At 53.5% G+C, this 19,553-nt stretch carries 23 protein-coding genes and 1 pseudogene; 6 read left to right on the top strand and 18 right to left on the bottom strand.

Annotated elements, in window-relative coordinates; translation table 11 throughout:
- The first annotated feature begins 405 nt into the window (after positions 1 to 405).
- Entirely contained in the window at positions 406 to 837 is a 432-nt protein-coding gene (locus tag JR346_RS03440) for a hypothetical protein (protein WP_204877091.1), read from the top strand.
- A 118-nt stretch (positions 838 to 955) separates the two neighbouring features.
- On the opposite strand, the gene JR346_RS03435 is transcribed toward JR346_RS03440, so the two are convergent.
- The 3 genes from JR346_RS03435 to JR346_RS03425 all read right to left on the bottom strand — a co-directional run bounded on the left by JR346_RS03435 (position 956) and on the right by JR346_RS03425 (position 4,001).
- Entirely contained in the window at positions 956 to 2,941 is a 1,986-nt protein-coding gene (locus JR346_RS03435) for a S9 family peptidase (RefSeq protein ID WP_205483230.1), read from the bottom strand.
- 109 nt (positions 2,942 to 3,050) lie between these two features.
- Positions 3,051 to 3,518 (bottom strand): hypothetical protein, encoded by a 468-nt coding sequence (locus tag JR346_RS03430; RefSeq protein ID WP_205483228.1) that lies wholly within the window; start codon positions 3,516 to 3,518, stop codon positions 3,051 to 3,053.
- Between the two features lie 81 nt (positions 3,519 to 3,599).
- Positions 3,600 to 4,001, bottom strand: a complete 402-nt coding sequence (locus JR346_RS03425) for an NUDIX domain-containing protein (protein ID WP_240334005.1) — start codon at positions 3,999 to 4,001, stop codon at positions 3,600 to 3,602.
- Positions 4,002 to 4,147: 146 nt separating this feature from the next.
- Here JR346_RS03425 and JR346_RS03420 point away from each other — a divergent pair, with 146 nt between their 5' ends.
- Positions 4,148 to 6,367, top strand: coding sequence for an NADP-dependent isocitrate dehydrogenase (locus JR346_RS03420; protein ID WP_205483226.1), 2,220 nt, complete (start codon positions 4,148 to 4,150; stop codon positions 6,365 to 6,367).
- A 101-nt stretch (positions 6,368 to 6,468) separates the two neighbouring features.
- On the opposite strand, the gene JR346_RS10585 is transcribed toward JR346_RS03420, so the two are convergent.
- From JR346_RS10585 to JR346_RS03400, 4 genes and pseudogenes are all read right to left on the bottom strand, one after another.
- Complete coding sequence (locus tag JR346_RS10585; RefSeq protein WP_205483835.1) at positions 6,469 to 6,882, bottom strand: transposase family protein; 414 nt, start codon at positions 6,880 to 6,882, stop codon at positions 6,469 to 6,471.
- 91 nt (positions 6,883 to 6,973) lie between these two features.
- A pseudogene (locus JR346_RS10580) lies at positions 6,974 to 7,126 on the bottom strand (transposase family protein); the annotation flags it as partial.
- Positions 7,127 to 7,319: 193 nt separating this feature from the next.
- A complete protein-coding gene (locus JR346_RS03405; RefSeq protein ID WP_204877096.1) occupies positions 7,320 to 7,490 on the bottom strand; it encodes a hypothetical protein in 171 nt (56 codons plus the stop codon).
- A complete protein-coding gene (locus tag JR346_RS03400) occupies positions 7,491 to 7,649 on the bottom strand; it encodes a nucleotidyltransferase family protein (RefSeq protein ID WP_205483222.1) in 159 nt (52 codons plus the stop codon). It abuts the gene before it with no gap.
- Positions 7,650 to 7,961: 312 nt separating this feature from the next.
- Here JR346_RS03400 and JR346_RS03395 point away from each other — a divergent pair, with 312 nt between their 5' ends.
- On the top strand, positions 7,962 to 8,138 hold the full coding sequence (locus JR346_RS03395; RefSeq protein ID WP_205483215.1) for a hypothetical protein: 177 nt from the start codon (positions 7,962 to 7,964) through the stop codon (positions 8,136 to 8,138).
- 145 nt (positions 8,139 to 8,283) lie between these two features.
- Here the strand turns inward: JR346_RS03395 and JR346_RS03390 are convergent, their stop codons facing one another.
- Positions 8,284 to 8,604 (bottom strand): hypothetical protein, encoded by a 321-nt coding sequence (locus tag JR346_RS03390; RefSeq protein WP_204877098.1) that lies wholly within the window; start codon positions 8,602 to 8,604, stop codon positions 8,284 to 8,286.
- Between the two features lie 379 nt (positions 8,605 to 8,983).
- Positions 8,984 to 9,613, bottom strand: coding sequence for a thymidine kinase (locus JR346_RS03385; protein WP_205483213.1), 630 nt, complete (start codon positions 9,611 to 9,613; stop codon positions 8,984 to 8,986).
- Between the two features lie 175 nt (positions 9,614 to 9,788).
- Between JR346_RS03385 and JR346_RS03380 the strand changes: the two genes are divergently transcribed.
- Positions 9,789 to 11,126 (top strand): DUF2252 domain-containing protein, encoded by a 1,338-nt coding sequence (locus JR346_RS03380; protein ID WP_204877100.1) that lies wholly within the window; start codon positions 9,789 to 9,791, stop codon positions 11,124 to 11,126.
- A gap of 444 nt (positions 11,127 to 11,570) precedes the next feature.
- Complete coding sequence (locus JR346_RS10485) at positions 11,571 to 11,693, top strand: hypothetical protein (RefSeq protein ID WP_255521023.1); 123 nt, start codon at positions 11,571 to 11,573, stop codon at positions 11,691 to 11,693.
- Positions 11,694 to 11,773: 80 nt separating this feature from the next.
- Here the strand turns inward: JR346_RS10485 and JR346_RS03375 are convergent, their stop codons facing one another.
- From JR346_RS03375 to JR346_RS03355, 5 genes are all read right to left on the bottom strand, one after another.
- On the bottom strand, positions 11,774 to 13,258 hold the full coding sequence (locus JR346_RS03375) for an amino acid permease (protein WP_239478684.1): 1,485 nt from the start codon (positions 13,256 to 13,258) through the stop codon (positions 11,774 to 11,776).
- Between the two features lie 235 nt (positions 13,259 to 13,493).
- The gene (locus tag JR346_RS03370; protein WP_205483212.1) at positions 13,494 to 13,964 is read right to left on the bottom strand and encodes an OsmC family protein; all 471 of its coding nucleotides are present in this window, start codon (positions 13,962 to 13,964) and stop codon (positions 13,494 to 13,496) included.
- Positions 13,965 to 14,064: 100 nt separating this feature from the next.
- Entirely contained in the window at positions 14,065 to 14,562 is a 498-nt protein-coding gene (tpx, locus tag JR346_RS03365; protein ID WP_205483204.1) for a thiol peroxidase, read from the bottom strand.
- Positions 14,563 to 14,652: 90 nt separating this feature from the next.
- The gene (locus JR346_RS03360) at positions 14,653 to 16,020 is read right to left on the bottom strand and encodes a nitrate/nitrite transporter (protein WP_205483203.1); all 1,368 of its coding nucleotides are present in this window, start codon (positions 16,018 to 16,020) and stop codon (positions 14,653 to 14,655) included.
- A gap of 65 nt (positions 16,021 to 16,085) precedes the next feature.
- Positions 16,086 to 17,021, bottom strand: coding sequence for a patatin family protein (locus tag JR346_RS03355; protein WP_204877104.1), 936 nt, complete (start codon positions 17,019 to 17,021; stop codon positions 16,086 to 16,088).
- Between the two features lie 82 nt (positions 17,022 to 17,103).
- Between JR346_RS03355 and JR346_RS03350 the strand changes: the two genes are divergently transcribed.
- Entirely contained in the window at positions 17,104 to 17,445 is a 342-nt protein-coding gene (locus tag JR346_RS03350) for a DUF952 domain-containing protein (protein WP_205483197.1), read from the top strand.
- 83 nt (positions 17,446 to 17,528) lie between these two features.
- Here JR346_RS03350 and JR346_RS03345 read toward each other — a convergent pair whose 3' ends face one another.
- The 4 genes from JR346_RS03345 to JR346_RS10575 all read right to left on the bottom strand — a co-directional run bounded on the left by JR346_RS03345 (position 17,529) and on the right by JR346_RS10575 (position 19,442).
- Positions 17,529 to 17,885, bottom strand: a complete 357-nt coding sequence (locus tag JR346_RS03345; protein ID WP_204877106.1) for a zinc ribbon domain-containing protein YjdM — start codon at positions 17,883 to 17,885, stop codon at positions 17,529 to 17,531.
- Between the two features lie 109 nt (positions 17,886 to 17,994).
- Positions 17,995 to 18,495, bottom strand: a complete 501-nt coding sequence (locus JR346_RS03340) for a 2'-5' RNA ligase family protein (protein WP_240334004.1) — start codon at positions 18,493 to 18,495, stop codon at positions 17,995 to 17,997.
- A 112-nt stretch (positions 18,496 to 18,607) separates the two neighbouring features.
- A complete protein-coding gene (locus JR346_RS03335) occupies positions 18,608 to 19,087 on the bottom strand; it encodes a hypothetical protein (protein ID WP_205483195.1) in 480 nt (159 codons plus the stop codon).
- Positions 19,088 to 19,304: 217 nt separating this feature from the next.
- Positions 19,305 to 19,442, bottom strand: a complete 138-nt coding sequence (locus JR346_RS10575) for a DUF86 domain-containing protein (RefSeq protein WP_370592604.1) — start codon at positions 19,440 to 19,442, stop codon at positions 19,305 to 19,307.
- Positions 19,443 to 19,553 lie beyond the last annotated feature (111 nt).

Genomic DNA, 19,553 nt, shown 5'->3' with positions numbered 1-19,553 from the left:
TGACTTTCTTTGCAGGGGTGGACTGTTTACTAGCTTAGCCCGAAGGTCCGCGGGTGGGTTAACACCGAAAAATATGGCTGAATGTGAAGCTGGTAATCTTTTGACTCTATTTCCATTCACAAGTGGCTGACTAGGATCTTTACGGGGGCTATAAAAGTTATCCACAGGTTGTCGGTACACGTTTTTTTGGTAGCGCGGCTTGTTAGTATTCTGTGCATTGAACCACTACGCACCACAGCGTAAGAACCATTCACACCACAAAGAACCCCATGATTACCATCATGTCCCAACCGCCTGCTGTCTCTGTATCGGCACACGGTTAGCAATCCCCCGGTAACCGGGTTTGTCAGCCTTTCAGGACGCAGCGCGGTTTCCCTACCTGCCGCGGTCTGAGACAATGGTGAGGTGAGCAGACCTACCCATAACCCCGGAACCAGCCAACCCCTGTACCTTGAAGACACCCCGGAGGCACTTAGCGAGGGCGGTTTTCACGACGAGTTCGAAGCCGAGCAAGAAACCCGAAGCCCCGCCGTCGCTGTCCATAACGCGTCCTTCACCACCGCGCTTCATCGTTTCTACGCCCAATACTGGTTACGCACCGGCACTTCAAGCACCTCAGAACTCCTCTGGGCACTGGTGTGGTTAGTAGCAGTAACCGCCATTCTGTTCGGGGCTACCGGGTACACGCGAGCGCTGGTGGATGCAGGAACCGCTTCATCACTGACCCGCACCCTCTACATGCTGGTTTTTATGGTGGACTGCCTGTGGGTCATGGCGAATCTCGGACCGCTCGGCTCAGTCATTGCAAGGTACCGCAACTACAGAGCCGCCCGTTAGCTAAGATGCCACGGTGAGATACTCCAGAAGAGCATCAGGCGCTCGCTGACTTCCGTCGAATAATGGAAGCCAACGAGCGCCTGCTTTTATAAGATGCGCGGTAGAACTCTACAGGGAATCATTCGCCGCTACGTGCGGTGTATCCCAGGTTCTTGGGCGTTTCAAAGGCGCGTCCTAAAAGGTGGGTATCAAGCCATGCGCGCACGGTCTGGTACCAGAGTCGGGAGTTTTCGGGCTTGAGAATCCAGTGCCCCTCATCGGGGTAGTAGAGGTATTTGTGCCCGAGGTGGGAGCTGTGGCGGTTGAGCGCAGCCCATAGCGCCAGCCCCTCCCCGATGGGTACGCGATAGTCCTTGTCGCCGTGAATCACGAGCACCGGTGCCTGCACGTTCTCGATGTGCTCATGCGGTGAGTAGGAGTTGCGTTGACCGTTTTCAGGCTCGTACATCCATTCGTGCCACGTGCCGTTATCGGTGGTGAAGTACATGCTTTGCATGTTGAATAAGGACGCGTGGGTGACGTAGCACTTGAAGCGGGTGCCTGCGTGCCCTGCTACCCAGTTGGTCATGTAGCCACCGTAGGAGCCTCCCATGAAGGCAGCGTTGTCGCCGTCGATGTCGGTGCGGGCGCTGGCGACTTCAATGAGAGCCATGATGTCGGTGTAGGGGGTGTCGCCGATAGCGTCCCCACCGCGATCGAGCATGGCGCGTCCGTAGCCGAGGGAAATTGCGGGGTCGGGTAGAAGCACGGCGTAACCTGCTTGGGTAAGTACCCAGGGGTTCCAGCGGTAGGTCCAAGAGTTCCACGAGCCCCAGGGGCCGCCGTGGGCGAAGGTCACCAGAGGTAGCTTATGTTCAGCTGTTTCGGGTAGTGCTAGCCAGGCGGTGACGGTGGTGCCGTCTTCGGCAACTGTCTTGATTTTTTCGAGCTTTCCGGCACCTCGCAGGGTTTTCACTGGGGTGGGCAGTAAAGTTTCTTCTGCGGTTTCGGGGTTGATAATCACAGGTTCCGGCGAGTGCAGAATGGAGTCACGCAGGGCGATCAGTTGCCCGTTGCCAGCGCCCAGTGAGGAGTAGTGAGTGGTACCAGTTTCTATCAGCTGACGGGTTTCGCCATCAAGAGTCCCCACAAAAATTGCTCCCGCGCCCAGGTGATCGGTAGCGAAGGCAAAACGCTGATCGTCAAGCCATAGCGCGTCGCTGGGCCAACGATCAACATCAGCGCCCTGCCGTGTTAGGGCACCGGTAGCGAAGGTGTAACTGAAAAGTTGTAGGTCGAGGCTTTGACCCGGCAACCAGATTTCAGTGCGGTAGATGAAAGCACGCGAACCGTCGGGGCTAAATGCCCCAGCACTGTAGACTGCCCGGTCTTCGCCCTCGGCAATGAGCTGGGCGGGCGCGTCCTGCTCTAAATCAATGAGATAAACACTAGATCGCGGGTGAATACCGCGCACTTTTGTCTGTAGGGTGACCAGGGCACGGGTGCTATCCGGTGATACTTCATACCCTTCAAGGACACCGGTGGGCAGGGAAAGGCGGCGGGGTTCAGAGCCTTCGTCCATCAGGTAGAGTGCCTTGGTGCCCAACCCTAAATCGTGATCCCAAAAACGCGTGGGAAAAGAATCGTAGAGTACCGCGCTGGCACCATTTTTCTCGCGGGCATCGAGAAGTTGCGCCTGATCCTGGAGTGAATCTGCAATATGCTGGGCAGTGAAGATAAGCCGTCTGCCCGCTGCGGTGTCGCGCACCTGAAGGTTGCTAATACCACCGGGGTAACTGAAAACCAGCTGCGGTTCGCCGCGCTTGCCCAACTTCCAGATGCCTTTCAGGCTCTTCGATTCAGCTTCATCAATATCTTTGTCGAGGGTGAGGTAAAGGTCGCCGTTCTCGGCAAGCGCCAGCAGCTTCGCGTTGCTCTCAATGGTGGTGAGCGCTACAGGTTTGGTGAGTTCGGTGCCCGCCTGCGCGATAGCAAAAATCTGGGTGCGGTACTTTTTACCCTCTTTGTTCAGGGTGCTGACGCTCATCATAACGTCGCCTGCCCGGTTGGTAATGAGCGCACCGGTACGCGGTGCGGTGATGAGGTGGTCTAGGTAGTCAGTCATAGACCCAGCATAAGCCAGCTCATATGGTGTGGGGCAGGTTGTCGCTCTCCATTACCGAAAATGACCCCAAACCTAGGTAAACGGCTACTTACCACTGACTTTCAGCCGGTTATTCCGGGGGGGCGTTGAAACTCAAGGACGCGTTCTCCCGTCTGGATTCGATACCCGCAAAAATAAGGCAGTCGCGGTAGAGTCCTACGCCCTTGCCTTCGGGGGGGGCAGCCAAGTAGAAGGCTTCTGAGACAAGGTGATCGCCCAAACCTACGTAGCGGTCTTGGTGGCGTGACAGGGTGCTCACTATAGACAGCGCTACATTATGCGGAGTGTCAGCTACGTGGAAGAGTCCCGCTTCTGTGCGCGCCGGCTGACGCAGGTGCGGATTGTAGTTTAAGAATTTGTTACCCAGACCCAGCCAGATATCTTTGCCGTCGTAAAGGATCTCGTGCAGCCCCACACCGCGGGTGTAAAACTTGTACACGGTTTTCATGTTGCGAACGCGCAGGCGAACGGCTCCTATGTCGAGAGCATCGGGCAGTCGGTCTTGATGGGATGCAGTTGTCGTGGGCTTTCCTTCCACGGTAGGTTTCTTCACAAAAATTACTTTGCTCCTAAAGCAATTCTTTGGAGACTCATTGATGAAGCCCACGCGCAGACTTCCCTAGACCAGGGCAGGGAAAATATGCGAAAGGTTCAAATCAGCCTGGTTCTCGCGCTCCGTTGCAGGGTTCACCCATTTGAGTTCAGCAATCTCAGCCGCCGCCTGCACAGTATCTAGGACGCCGGGGGTAAGACCTCGCACGGTAAATACATGGGCACGCACCGTCATGTCAGGCTCATTCAAGGCTCGCGCTTCAAAAACACCCAGGTCTGCCAACTGATGACTTTCTAAAACCAACCCCAGTTCTTCCCTCACCTCGCGCAGGGCGCAGGTACGCGCGTCCTCACCTGCCTCAGGCTTGCCACCGGGCATCATAAAACCTGTGGTGCCGTTTTTACGAACGGTAAGAACCCAACCGTCCTCACGCACTATCACCACCGCGCTGACCGTAATAATTTTCATGCACGCCAGTTTACGCCACCACCCAGTCAAGGGTTTATGGATCAAAAAATTACGAAAAATTCACAACTCATTTTGTAGTGAGCACAGGCACATAGAGTAATGTAAGAGACGACACTGCCCGTAATCTTCAAGGGAGAGGCCCCTACATGGCAAAGATCATTTACACCCACACCGACGAAGCACCCCTGCTCGCTACCTACTCGTTTAAACCCATTCTTGAGGCTTTTGCAACCAGCGCAGGTGTTGCTATCGAAACTCGCGATATTTCGTTGGCTGGTCGTATTATTGCGCAGTTCCCTGAGCATCTCACCGAAGAGCAGCGCCAGCCGGACGCGCTGGCTGAGCTGGGCGAGCTGGCGAAGAAGCCCGAAGCTAACATCATTAAGTTACCCAACATTTCGGCGTCAGTTCCGCAGCTCAAGGCTGCCGTGAAGGAGCTGCAGGCAAAGGGTTACGACCTGCCGGATTACCCCGATGACATCGAAACCGATGAAGACAAGGAGATCCGCGCACGTTACGACAAAGTTAAGGGTTCAGCGGTGAACCCTGTTCTGCGTGAGGGTAACTCAGACCGCCGTGCTCCCCTATCGGTGAAGAACTACGCCCGCAAGAACCCCCACAAGATGGGTGCTTGGTCAGCTGATTCAAAGACCAACGTAGCGACCATGGGCATTGACGATTTCAAGGCTAACGAGAAGTCAGTCATTCTTGAGCAGGACGACACCCTGGTGATCAAGCACCTTGCAGCAAACGGCGCAGAGACCATCCTCAAGGAATCCCTGCCTGTTCTTAAGGGTGAAATCATCGACGGTACCTTCATTGACGCGGCAAAGCTTGATGCTTTCTTGGCTGAGCAGATCAAGCGCGCCAAGGAAGAGGGCGTACTGTTCTCAGTACATCTGAAAGCAACCATGATGAAGGTTTCTGACCCCATCATTTTCGGTCACGTAGTACGCGCTTACTTCTCAGAGCTTTTCGCCAAGCACGGCGCAGCTCTTGAAGAAGCTGGTTTGAACGGCAATAACGGTCTGGCAGCTATCATCGACGGCATTGGTGAACTGCCCGCTGACATTCAGGACGATGTTCGCGCTCTGATTGAAAAGGGTCTTGACGAGGGCCCCGATTTGGCAATGGTGAACTCCGCTAAGGGCATCACCAACCTGCACGTTCCCTCAGACGTTATTGTGGATGCGTCCATGCCCGCCATGATTCGTACCTCCGGTCATATGTGGAACAAGAACGATGAAGAGCAAGACACCCTGGCGGTTATCCCCGATTCTTCATACGCTGGTGTTTACCAGGTAGTGATTGAGGACTGCAAAGTCAACGGCGCTTTTGACCCGACCACTATGGGTACTGTGCCCAACGTTGGTTTGATGGCTCAGAAGGCTGAAGAGTACGGTTCACACGATAAGACCTTTGAAATTGCCACTGATGGCAAGGTTCAGGTTGTGAACTCCGCCGGTGACGTGCTGATTGAACACGAAGTCTCAGCCGGTGACATCTGGCGTGCGTGCCAGACCAAGGACGTCCCCGTTCAGGACTGGGTCAAGTTGGCTGTTACCCGTGCACGTGATTCGAAGACTCCCGCTATTTTCTGGCTGGATGAAAAGCGCGCCCACGACGCTAGCCTGATTAAGAAGGTGAACGAGTACCTGCCCCAGCATGATACCGAAGGCTTGGATATTCGCATCCTCTCCCCTGAGGAAGCTACCCAGGTTTCGATTGACCGCATCCGCAAGGGCGAGGACACCATTTCGGTGACCGGTAACGTTCTGCGTGATTACAACACCGACCTCTTCCCGATTCTGGAGCTGGGCACTTCAGCGAAGATGCTCTCTATCGTTCCTTTGATTAATGGTGGTGGCCTGTTTGAGACCGGTGCGGGCGGTTCTGCACCCAAGCACGTTCAGCAGCTGGTGGAGGAAAACCACCTGCGTTGGGATTCACTGGGTGAGTTCTTAGCGATTGCTGCGTCGTTCGAGCACTTGGCGAAGAACTACGACAACGCTGCGGCTCAGGTTCTGGCGGACACTCTGGACGCGGCAACCGGTACTTTCTTGAACGAGAACAAGTCCCCGTCACGTAAGACCGGTGAGCTGGATAACCGCGGTTCGCACTTCTACCTGGCGAAGTTCTGGGCTGAAGAGCTGGCTCAGCAGACTGCGGACGCAGATCTGGCGGCTAAGTTCGCTCCCGTGGCTAGAGCTATGGGTGAGAAAGAAGAGCAGATCGTAGCTGAGCTACTTGAGGTTCAGGGCTCCCCTGTTGACCTTGGCGGCTACTACCAGCCCAACACAGAGAAGGCAGACGACGCGATGCGCCCGTCAAAGACGCTAAATGAGATCGTGGAGGGCTTGAAGTAAGCGAGAAGCTTGCAAAAAGCGCTTTCAATAACTGAATAAAATATAAGAGTGGCTGGGCCTTCACGCGAGGAGCGTGGGGGCCCACTAATCTAGAGGCTTATTCAAAAGTCTCCCCAGCCGCAAAAAACACCAACCCCCGCACCAGAAGAAAACACCCGCCGGTAAGACCCCAACGGCCGCCTGAACCCAGTGTGCAAAACACGCCAGGCCTTAACATTTGCAATGACTTGCTCAACGACCGAACGCAACCTATTGATCTGACGATTCACTGCCTTATGATTCCTGCCTAGTTTCTCACCAGCAGGCCTCTTGTTCGGTGTCACCAGCCCTAGCCCGATATAGCCCTTATCAGCCAAAGTCGAAGAATCTAGGAACCGATTCAACCCGTGCTCCTTGAAGCAATATGCATCATGCCTAGCCCCAGGTAACGGGTCTGTCATCGCTAAGAGTTTACCGTCAAGCGTGCAGATAACCTGATGATTAAAACCAGCTTTTTTGTGCTTGCCTTGAGAAATTTGTTGTACCTAATGAACGCCAGTTCCAGATGGGTATGAGTGTCCCATCAACCACCAATGAGCCAGGGACTTTTAGACTTTCTCTCAAAGGTCAATTCAGTGGAGAGAGGATTTTCTCTAAGGCGTGTTCGATGGTGTTGATGCCCCGCGATATCGTTGGCTCAGAGGTGCCGAAGAGGTCTGCTAAGAGCTCTTCGGTGAGGTTGTGGCGGTGATAGAGCAAGGTGGCTTTGAGTCCTTGGGCTAGGGTGAGCGCTGGGGGTCTACCGCCTGGTTTGCCCCAGGTGAGATGGTGAGTGAGGGTTGTGTATAGCGTGGCGAATTACGTGGCAGTCAGCCCGGTTGGACGCTGGTGTGGCAACGGTCTTTTCCGGTGTGGCTTTGAGAATATTTGTAGTGATTTATCCTCAATTTTTTGCCGCTGGTGGGGTCGTTGTCTAGTTGGTGGGTGCGGGGTGGTTCCTTACTTTTGAATAAGCCTCAGTTTGCGAGACTTTCTCACAAAGAATCTCAGGAACAACAACATCCACATCAACTCCGAGAATCTGACGGAACAGCTCATTGATACCACCCATACGCATCAAAAACCGATGCTCCGGGTTACGCAACTACACCATAAAATCGATGTCGCTCTCGCTACCAGCGTCTCCCCTGGCAACCGATCCAAAAACCCGCAGATCATGGGCATCATAATGGTCAAACACAGCCTGGGGCTCGGTTTTATGTTCCAGTACTTTATCCATCAGAACCTTGGATTCTGAGGTCATTAAGCTTATATCTCATATGCTACAAGACCAGATACCCAACCAACAGGTCTACTAGGTAGCGCTCAGCCCCATCATGTGTCGCCAAGCTAACGAGCTGCCCCCTCTCACAGCTGAACACGGCCTGTTGCCCTGCCGCTTGGTAAGAACAAAGTGGCGCAGGAGACCGTAGTCCTTACCCTTGCCCCAGAGGTTCTAAAAAGTTCTAGCCAGTTCTATAATTATTTTTAGAACTCACTATAAGTTTTTAGAAGTAAATGCTCGATCGATTGGTAGCTCAAACCCTATCCTGCCCCGGTGCTGGCATAGTTGCGCATGGGCTCGCCCGTAGCAACCGAGAACATCGCAACCCAGTTAAAGAAGCCCGCTTCGGGTACTAGCATCCTGCGCAGCTCCCTCATTGAAAAGGGTCTCATCTACTCCCCCGCCTACGGAAAAATCGCTTTCACCGTTCCCGGCATGAAAGATTATCTCTCTCGCGCTGGATTGTAGAAAGTCCCATAAGAGACGTAGTAGCACCAGCCTCACGTCCTCAAGGGTTAAGCACAAAAATACCCACACAACCTCTCAGCCGTGCGGGTATTTTTGTTATCAGCTAGCTCTTTCAAACCGAAAGAGCTGCTAGAAGCTGTGAAGCTTATTCAGCGTCGGTCACTGGCTGAGTGATTGCGTCCACGACTGCTTTGTTGCCTTCGGTGGTTGCGCTTGAGACGGTAATCAGTGAGAAGCCCTTGTCATCGCCGGCAGGAACAACAGACTCAACTGCTGAATCGCTGGATTCTGATGCTGAAGCGGATGCTGATGACTCCATTGAAGCCTCAGTTGAAGGCATAGCAGCAGCTGAACTTACTACCGAGCTGGCGTCAGTTACTGCTGACTCAGCGGTATCGTTAGAGCCGTGACCAGCCAGAACAGCGATGCTCAATAGAGCCAGCGAAGGGGCTGCAAGGGGTTTCATGGTTACCTCAAAAAGTAATGGTTAGCGTTAGAGACCACACTTTTTACTTGAGAATCATCCCCGTATATTTCAAAAGCCTCGCACACCAGACACACAATCTGGCGGCTCTTCTTGCCATTGACACACCGTAACCCATGCCAAAATACTTGCTGCGGAAAATCAAGAGACCATGTCAACAGCACTATGAGAGTTCACTTTGATAACGGTACTGCCTCTTTAAGCAGAGCACATGGGCGGCCGTGGCAGGGCTCTTAGACCTCACTAAATGTAGGTAGTAATGTGGACGCCTTAAACCACCGGGCGGTTCTTCTATTTGACCGCGCCAGCGGCAGTGCGCGTCCGCCCATCCAGTTAAGAGACCGGGTGTACTGCCCTAGCGCTACTGGCTCAGCTTTCCACCCGATTCTTCGAGATAGCAGGACGCGCACAGTGACTCGTAACCCACGTGTACCCCGTCGATTGCCACCTGGCTGCCCTCAAAGATAAAGACCCCGTTTACAGTGCGACCGTTAAACATCGCCTTGCGTCCGCACCGGCAAATAGTCTTCAGTTCCTCTAGCGTGTGGGCAATTTCGAGCAGGCGTGCCGAACCGGGAAAAGCGTGGGTTCTAAAGTCAGTGCGAATACCGTACGCCATCACCGGAATGTTCTCAGTGACCGCAATACGCATCAAATCATCAATCTGCTCAATAGTCAGAAACTGCGCCTCATCAACCAGCAGACAAGAGACAGGTAGATGCCAGTGCATGCGTTCATCAGCGTGTTCGTGCTCTGCCTGCTCAGCAGCCTCGTGGAAAAGCTCCAATGCACTATCGCCAGAGCCAATCAAAAAATCAGCCTGGCGGGTCACGCCCAGACGCGAAACAATCTCGGTATCGCCCTTAGTATCTACGCGGGGTTTAGCCAGCAACACCCGCTGACCGCGCTCCTCATAGTTGTAAGCAGCCTGCAACAGCGCGGTAGATTTACCCGAATTCATCGCACCGTACCGAAAATATAACTTAGCCACTGTTTGCCCCGCCTTCACCGCGCTGACCCAAATAAAAAACCTCACCAATTCTAGCCCACACGCGCCTGCCCAACACTGTGCATCCGTCACATTTTCAGTGCCGGTTAACCGCTGAATGCTCCCAGCAGATAGGCTAGAAGTACCCCCTCATTACCCTGTGCGAAAGGCGTTCACTGTGCTTTCTAAATCCGATATTGCTGCCCTCTCAGAGCCAGTAAAACGCGAGCGCGCTCCGCTTGATATCTTGTTGGAACAGAACCAGACCCGCCTGGCGCATTTGGTGCCGGTGCGTATGGGGCGCATGTTGGAATCTCCTTTTGCGTATTATCGCGGTACTGCCGGAACGATGGCTGCTGATCTTTCGACGGTGCCCACCTCGAACGTCAGTATGCTCATTTGCGGGGACGCGCATATTTCGAACTTTGGTTTTTATGCTTCCCCCGAGCGCAAGCTACTCTTTGACCTCAATGATTTTGATGAAGCGGGTTACGGACCGTGGGAGTGGGATCTCAAGCGGCTGATGGCGTCCGTTTATTTGGCGGCCATTGATAATAAAGAGAGCAAGTCTACGGCGTTCGAGATTACCCGCAAGACCTCCAAGTACTACCGCGAGACGCTACTTCAAATGCTGGAGCTCAGCACGCTTGACCGCTTCTACTATTCGGTGAATGCCGACAGCATTGTGGACGCGATGGATCAGGGTAAAGCGCGCAAGCAGTTTGAGAAGGTCACGAATAAGGCGCGTACCCGTAACTCAGCGCAGGCGCTGGCGAAGTTCGCGGTGAAAGAAGAGAACGGTAGCCACCGCATTGTGGATCAGCCGCCGCTGACCATGCACTCAGATGCCCTGCCCAATGAGGTGAGGGAGCAACTGTGGAGTCAGTATGTGAACAGCGCGTCCAGCGAAATTCGTTATCTTTTGCAGAGTTTCACCGAGATAGATCAGGTGCTGCGTGTGGTAGGTGTTGGTTCTGTGGGCACCCGCTGCTACATTTCCTTGCTTGAAGATATTAACCGCGCTCCCCTGTTTTTGCAGATCAAAGAGGCGCAGACATCGGTGCTTTACAGCTACGGCAGGCAGGGTGCGCAGGCGCATATTCCGGGTGGACGCGAGATTCGCGGTAACGGCTACCGGGTAGTGGCATCGCAGAAAGTTTTGCAAGCGCAATCTGATATGTTCTTGGGTTGGGTTGACCGTATTCCTGGGCATGATGGTTTACCGCGCGATTACTACATTCGCCAGTTCCGCGATATGAAGGGTTCCATCAACCTAGCTGCCCTCGATGCTGACGGGCTGAAAACAACCGCGAAGCTCTGCGCGTCCTTGCTGGCACGCGCCCATGCCCAGTCGCATCGCATTGGCGATATCGCGATTTTTGCCGAGGGCGGTAAGCCACTCGATATGGCGCTGGCGCAGTGGTCCCAAGGTTACGCGAAACAGTGTACCGCTGACTTCGAAGACCTCAAATACGCCGCCGAGAAAGGCATTGTTCCCGTTCAGTACGGTCTGTAAAAGGGTATAAATATATCGCATTACATTCCCTATTTGGTGATGCCAGTACTGTGCGGTTTGCTGGCAAAAAGATGAGTCTTACTCCCCTGTTAGGTTTATGGTCGGCGGGCTGATTCTGAACTTCATCGGTTATGAAGAGCTGGGGTGTTATCACCGAGCTGGGTGATTCGGGTATCACACTCATGCTCTTCACTATCGGTCTGAAATTCGATATCCGTCTACGGCTGCGTAAAGAGGTCTGATTTACCGCCAGCACGCACCTTGTAACAACACACTCTCTTGGGCGCAGATTTGATGATGATGCTAGCCGCGGTGGGACTGACCGCTACCGGCATGCTGAGTCTGACAGAAGCGGCGTTGCTGGGTTTCTCGTGCTTTCCTTTTTCTCCACTGTTTTGGTGGTAAAAACCTTTGAAGCGGGTGCCGATAATTCCTAAGCTCGCGTTGAAAAACTCTCAGTATATCGAAAAAGTCATCAATATTTACGACGGTGCGGGTGAGACTCTCACTGAGCACGCCTACGATACTGACATCGAGATGAAGCGCAAAAACAGCCCTACGGGGTAAAACCAAAAGGTCTCACCTATTCCCCACAGAAAACTCTGGGCAGGATAGGTGAGACCTTTTGAGTGTAAGGCTGGTGTTGCCTACTTGGTGAGATCCAAGCCGGTGACGTCCATCTGGTCCAGGGGAACAGTCTTAGACTTGGTTACTGCCTTGTGAATCAGCCACACAGCGATAAAGATGGGCAAGCCGATGTACGCGCTCAGAACCTCAGCGCCGCGTCCGGCAAACACAGCCTCGTAGTTCTGACCGAGAATAACAATGACGCACATGAACAAAGCAACCAGCGGTCCCAGCGGGAACAGGGGTGCCTTGTAAGGAAGGTCCTTCACATCATTGCCCTGCGCAACGTAAGCACGGCGGAAACGGTAGTGGCAGATCGCAACGCCCACCCAGACAATGAAGCCCGAAAGACCGGAGATATTAATAAGCCAGGTATAGGCAGAGCCAGTACCAACGATGGCGGTCAAGAAACCAAACAGACCGATAGCTGCGGTCATGAGCAACGCAGGAATGGGCACACCCGCCTTGTTCACGCGAGCGAAAATCTTGGGCGCCTGCCCCTCTTTCGCCAGACCGTAGAGCATACGTGATGAAACGTAGAGACCCGAGTTACCGGCTGAGAGAATCGCGGTCAGAATAACGGTGTTCATCAAACCAGCAGCAAACGCAAGACCTGCACGCTCAAACACCATCGTGAAGGGTGAGTAAGCGATATCGGTGGCGTCCGATCGCAAGAGGTTAGGGTCGGTGTAGACCACGAGGGTACCGATGATGAAGATAGCACCGATGTAAAACAGCATGATGCGCCAGAACACGCTCTTGATAGCCTTAGGCACATCACGACGAGGGTTCTCAGCTTCACCCGCAGCAACACCAATCATTTCAGTGCCTTGGAAGGAGAAGCCAGCCACCATGAAGATAGAGATAATGGAAAGCCAGCCGCCTACAAAGGGAGCATCTCCCTCACTCCAGTGAGCAAAACCCTCACCGTGACCACCAAAGATACCAAAAATCATGGCGACACCAGCAATCAAGAAGACGATGACGGTAACAACCTTGATGGTTGCCAGCCAGAACTCGCCCTCACCGTAGGCGCGAGCGCTCAGGGCGTTCAGTGCGGTGAGAACAACGAGGAATACGCCCGCCCAGATCCATCCGGGCACGTTGGGGAACCAGAATGCCATGATGATGCCGGCAGCAACGAGCTCAGCGGCAAGGGTAATCGCCCAGTTAAACCAATAGTTCCAGCCCATGGCGAAACCGAAGGAGGGTGAAACGTAGCGGGTTGCGTACGCCTGGAAAGAACCAGAAATAGGCAGGTGCGCTGCCATTTCACCCAGTGACTGCATGAGTAGCAGTACCATGATGCCGATCAAACCATAGGCGAGGAGGGCACCGCCAGGGCCAGCGGTAGCGATGGTTGAGCCGGATGCCACGAAGAGCCCGGTGCCAATAGCGCCACCGATTGCAATCATTTGCAGGTGGCGGTTTGCCAGACCGCGCTTGAGGTTTTTGTCGTCAGTGGTGACCGATGGTGTCTCCACTGGCGCTGAATGAGATGCCATAGAAAGTTACGTCCATTTGCTGTGAAAGGAATAAAGAGAGCTTCATAAGTTTTACTTATGCCCCCTAAGCTGCTCTTTAGACTACCACCGGGGTGGTACATTCAATAGCTACTTTTGAGATTTATTGTACAAATGTGGCTGGCATCAACCCGCTGTGGGCACGCAGGGGGGGGCAGATGCATCCGCCCCCCATGAAATGACAACCCGCAGGTGAGGTTGTGGTGCCCGGTAGAAGCTACCCCCTGGTGGGGTTTTCGTTGATGAACTCTACCCGGGTAGCGTGCTCAACGGTGCGAGAAACAGTGCAGTCTTTCTCTGCCGAAAGTTTGATAAGACGATCTACCATACTCTGAGCTTTAGCTCCCTCATCGGTGGCAGGGAAGGTGACCTTGAAGCTGACCTCAACATCGTCGAGGCGAACCGCGCCCTCCTCTTCAATGCGCAGCGCTGAGGACTGCACCGAGAAATTCTCGGGTTCTGCTTTACGGGAGGTCACTATGTCCACGTCTACCGATGAGCATCCGGCAACAGCTGCAAGCAGCAGTTCTACGGGGGTCAGCAGACCCTCACCCTGGCCAAAATCGAGGGTAGCTCCGTTAGCTCCCCTTGCACGGTAGTGCTTGAGACCAACACGCTCAACAGTGACAGAACGGTAGTTGGGGTCAGCGGTACGCTCCGCCGGTGAGGTTTCGTTAGAATCAGCCATGGTTTTCTCTTTCTACCCTTGGTGTTCTGAGGGCACCTGTGAGGGGTATAGGTAAGCCCCGGTTATTCTGGAACCGGGGCTAAACATCAGAGGTACGGGTTTATTTCAGTGCCTTGAGAGCAGCTTCGTAATCCGGTTCGGTCTTGATTTCGGGAACAAGCTGGGTGTAGGTTACTTCGCCACCCTCGTTGATGATAACCACCGAACGCGCCAGCAGACCTTTGAGCGGACCGTCAGTCATGGTTACACCGTAGTCTTGACCGAAGGACGAACGGAAAGCTGAAGTAGCTACCACATTCTCGATGCCCTCAGCACCGCAGAAACGACCCAGCGCAAAGGGCAGATCCTGCGAGATGCTTACAACAACGGTGTTCTCTAGACCGGCAGCTTCCTCATTGAACTGGCGTACCGACTGGGCGCAGATGCCGGTATCAACAGACGGAAAGATGTTGAGAACAATCTTTTTACCGGCGAAGGTCTCAGCACTGACGTCTTCAAGACCAGTGTTGACGGTCAAAAATGCCGGAGCGGTTGAGCCCACTGCGGGCAGTTCGCCGGTGGTGTGTACGGGAGTTCCATCAAAAGTAATATCAGCCATGTTCTTATTGTGACTCCCATCAAGGTATAAGCACAAGCGCACGCGAGGGGTTAAGCTAACTGCCAACACTGCCTATAGCGCCTACTATCTTTAGAGGTACACACCTTTACTGTTGAGGTACCTCTTAGCTTTGGGGTATTCCCAGCAGATAACGAGGATGCTGATAACACCGAAAACAAGCTGTGCCATCATGGCATTTTTAAAGGGCTGCAAGGCATAGCTTTCGGGGTTACCTGCACCCTGAATGTCGAGGAGCAGACCCACCACGAACATCATGACGAAGGTGCCGGTGTACCCGCCCATATTCGCTATTGCTGTTGCAACACCGCGCTGGGTCAAAGGAGCGTGCGAGCGCACCACATCAAAGGCTACCATTGAGATTGGCCCTCCGGTGCCCAAGGCTACCGCCAGAACGGTAAGTAACCACAGCGGTGGTGTACCAGGGAAAAACAGGACGATTGCCCACAAGATTTGGTTTATAGTTGCCACACCGACTGCAATGTGAACGCGGTAGCGGGTAAAACGTCTGAGAATGCTGCCGGCAAAGAAACCAAAAACGAGCAGGGTCACGATGATGGTGGTAATCAAAAAGGCAGCGTTAGCTTCGGTATATCCCAAACCACCGGTGATAAAAGGGGTTCCCCACAGCAGGGTAAAATTAAAAACAGTGAAACACAGCGAAAGGTGAATCCAGAAAGCCATGCGGATTCCTGGGCGTTTGAGCAACGATTTCAGCGCCTTAGCGATACCCGATGAGTTGGGCCCAATAATGGGTAAAGCCTCAGTGATGGGTGACGATTGGCGGGCGTTGAGAACGGTGGAATGAAAACTTTTGCTCGATACGGACGCGGGTTTGTGGGTAATTTTCTGAAAAATAGTTTGTTGCTGGGGTTTGTCGCGCAGGCAGAATACAGCGGCTACGGCACACAGCAGACACAAAGCTGCCAGGACAGTGAAGCCGGTTTGCCAGCTGGTTGTTTGCACTAAAACCACGAGGGGGGTGACCGCAACAACCTGACCCATTTGGCCGATATTGCCGCTAATTTGGTTAACGACGGGAATCTGGCGGGGCAAGAACCACTCAGAGATGAGCCTGATCATCGAAACGAAAATGCAGGCGTCCCCCATACCCACCAGCAGACGTGCCAGAACAGCGCCCCACACAGTCTCTGCATTACCCAGCAGAAACTGACCAATACTCATACTCACCATGCCAGCTGTCACCAGGGCGGGCGCACCCCAGCGGTCAAGCACAACGCCCACGGGTATCTGCGCCATCGCATAAACCACCAGCTGCGCGGTAATAAAAGACGAAAGAACGGTGGCATCAACACCAAAATGCTCCTGAGCCACCGGGCCGAGTGCAGCAAACGATGACCTGTTGATGACCGCCAAGACGTAAGCTAGTACGCCAACTGCCCAAACCAACCACTTCATCTGCATGAGACCTTTCGCCATTTTTCGCCCTTATAAGCATAGTCCCTGCCACACCGGTATTACGTTAGCACAGTAAATATAAGGGCTTATTTCAGATGTATCGTGCCCTCGTGTAGTGCCCGGCGCATCGCATCCTTACCAATATTTACCGCTTGTTTAAGGATTGCCGGGTTTGAGTCGGTCATCGAAATACTCGGTGCATCATGCGGCGGGGCGACCTGCAGCACGCGCGCAGACTCTTTTTGCAGCAGAACCTCAAGTTCTTGTTTGCGGCGGTTGCGTGCCTCCCACGCAGAAACAGCCCCCGGTGCGTGTTTAGCTAGCCACCTGGCAATAACTGCCTGGGTATATTTGTTAGTGGTTGCCAGCTCGGTGCTGGGTGCTTTAGTGCGAATCACCAGCACGTGCGTAGCGCCCTGCGCCAAAGCGGTCTCAATAGGTACATTCTCGGTCATACCGCCGTCGATAAAACGTCGCTCTGCAAGCTCAACAGGTAGACCTGAAAGTAGCGGGATGCGCGCGGTTGATTTCATGGCGCGCTTAAGAGAATTGAGGTCTTGGATCAGCGACGCTAAATCTGTGTTCTCGCCGGTATCAGCATCCGTAGCTATAGGGTGGTACTCAATGGGCGAAGAGAGCACCTCTTCAAAGCCCATTTCGGTGACGTTCACGTACACATGATCGATGAGTAAATCCCCATCAACCACGGGTTTACCCCTGAAAAAGTTACTGATTTTAATGGCAGCTTTCATCGACTCAGGATCCCACCAACCGTGCATATTGGCGTTGGCACGCTCACACAAAAACCAGGCGGCGTTCAAAGCACCGGCGCTTGTACCGTACACAGCGTCAAAGACATTGAGGTAACCTAATTCTTCGAGCACCCCCACCATTCCCCCGCCGTAAGCAGCGCGGGAACTGCCGCCCTCCAATACTAGGACAAGCCGGGAATCATCATCACGGTTCAGAGGTAAAGAACCACTGCGCTTGCGGGCATTCATCAGTTCAAGAGTAGGGTGCATACGCCCCACTTTACCCGCGGCATGCACTCGCAACAGTTTTTGTTTCACAGTAAGAACAGCGCAACCGGGCTACACTGAAAATATGCTCTTTCATATTGCCCTTCCCGAAGACTACGCAGCTGCCCAACACGACGGTGAGTACGCCCTCTCAACGCGCAATACACCACTGACCGCCGATGGCTTTGTTCATGCGTGCGCCTCCATTGAGCAGGTGCGTACCGTCTGGAGTGCCCACTACAGCGACCGTGATGACATCATCATTCTCGCCATCGACGATACCTCTCTTGAAGATCACCAGCTCACCGTGCGCTTCGAACCCGGCACTCCGGACGACGGGGAAGAAGAACTGTTCCCGCATATCTACGGTGGTCCACTGCCCATTGGAGTTCTCAAAATCTACTCTTCAGGGTTGCCTATCAACTAATCTTTCTCCAACCCACGCACAAGGGCCAGTAGATTTCTCTACCGACCCTTGTACATGGTGCTCTTTAGCTATATCGCAGCAAGTTAGCTGACCTTTTTTACAACCGATGACTTGAGGTACATCTGCCCGGCACCGGGTACTTTAGCCTCAATATCGTGACCGTTCACAGGAGATTCCAGCAGGCGAATACCGCGCACCTTAGTGCCAGCCTTGATATCAGCACCGCCCTTAACCTTCAAACCCTTAGCGATGGTTACGGTGTCGCCATCAACAAGCTCATTACCCACCGCGTCCTTAACTACACTGGTGGATGCATCCACTGAATCTTCTGCAGCATCAGCATTCCACTCGTGGCCGCACATAGGGCACACCAGCAGATCGCCGTTCTCGTAGGTGAAATCTTCTGAACATTCGGGGCAAGCGGGCAAAGTATCAGCCATAGCTTTCTTCCTATCTCATCTGTGTGTAGAGGCTCTCCCCATTCTACCGGGTGTGCAAACAACCGCCCACCCGAAACCGTGTGCAGTGAGCTTTTGAGGAAAGACACCCTTAGGGAGTAAGTACCTGCGCCAGCTGAACAGCAGGACGCCAGTAGACCGCTCGCTCGGCGGTGAGACTTTTAACGTGGGGTGAAGTCAATTCGTCGAGGGCGCGAATATAATCGGGTACGACCTCCCGCGGTAGCCGCAAACCCATGGTCAGGTGAGGAACCCAACGCCCGCCCCGCCCCTCGGGATTGGCAGAACTGAGCTGCTGCGCCACGTCCTCAAGCTCAGTGGGAGCCTCCAATAACCAGGCAACTGTCTGTTTACGCTTAATACCGAAGGTCACGAAACCTACCCTGCGCATCTCAGCGGGAATCACCGGCGGCAAAAGTTGCTGAGCCAGCTCCACCACACGCGGTTCTAGGGTAGGAGCGAATGTCAATGAAATATGAGGCGTCTGGTGTTGTCGAGGAAAGCCCCTCTGTTCCAACTCATCAAAAAGACCGTAAACATAAGCCTCATCGCGCGGACTCAGTCGCAAAAGAATATTCTCGGGTGAAGTCATCAGTAGTACCCTACCAAAATCCTATAGGCGTCTACGGGGTAAAAAAACCGTAGCGCTTCATCTGTTCGGCGCTACGGTTTTGCTGTTTAAGGCAAAAGCTCAAAAGGTGACCTTAGTTGTTAATGGGACCTTCATCTTCGATTGCGGTTGCGGGGTCTGAGATGACGTCCTCAGGTGCCTCGTCAGCGATCTTTTCAGCCTTCTTCTTAGCTTTTTCGTTTTCTTTACGAATCTTGTCGGCTTCTTTTTCTGCCTCAGCGATTTCTTTGTCTACCTTCTTTTCAATTTTCGCAGATTCTTTTTCAGCAACTTTTTCAGCTTTAGCTTCTTCGCGGTTTTCTTTAACCTCTTCAGCCTTAGCCTTGGTTGCCTCAGCTGCGGTAGCGGCAGCTTCCTTCGCTTTTTCGGCTACGATGGGCGCCTTCTCAGCGATAGTCTCCTGCGCGGTCTTGAGACCGTCCTGAACCTTGGGGTCGTTCCACACGGCGGATGCCTGATTCTTGATTTCCTCGTAGCGTGAACGACCTGCGCGTGTGCCCAGCACGTAACCAAGGCCAGCGCCAGCAATGAATGCGATGCGAGTTTTCATCATGTACCTCATCTGTATAGGTGAATAGTGTTCACTCATTATGCCAAACCCACCTAAGGGGAGGCGCACAACACACCGAATCTTAAAAATTTATCAGGACGCTGAGTATTTAGGTGCGCGGTCAGAGCGGTGGGGTGATGGCTAGTTTTCTCGGGCCTAGAGCCGCCCCGATACCGTGGAGAAAACCTTAAACATTAGAGCGACATTCCACTAATTCTCGCTAATATTGGGGGCCTGTACTCAGGTAATCCTTTAAGGCTTCCTGTAGCTGAGGTAGATGGTTTTCAATCACATCACGCACAACTTCACTGTCAATCCCAACATACTCATGAACCAAGATATTCCTAAAACCTTGAATATCATGACCGTTGATAGCATGAAATCAGTCTATCGCCAAGGTCACCCAAAAGTAAGAGCCGAGATTACTGCCCCCAGAGGACGCAAAAAGGCGGTCGACCGCTCCCCTACT

It is taken from the genome of Rothia sp. ZJ932 (genome assembly GCF_016924835.1).
GTDB lineage: Bacteria > Actinomycetota > Actinomycetes > Actinomycetales > Micrococcaceae > Rothia.
The sequence above is the reverse complement of the archived record's forward strand: the minus strand, read 5'-3'. Positions and strand labels throughout refer to the sequence as shown.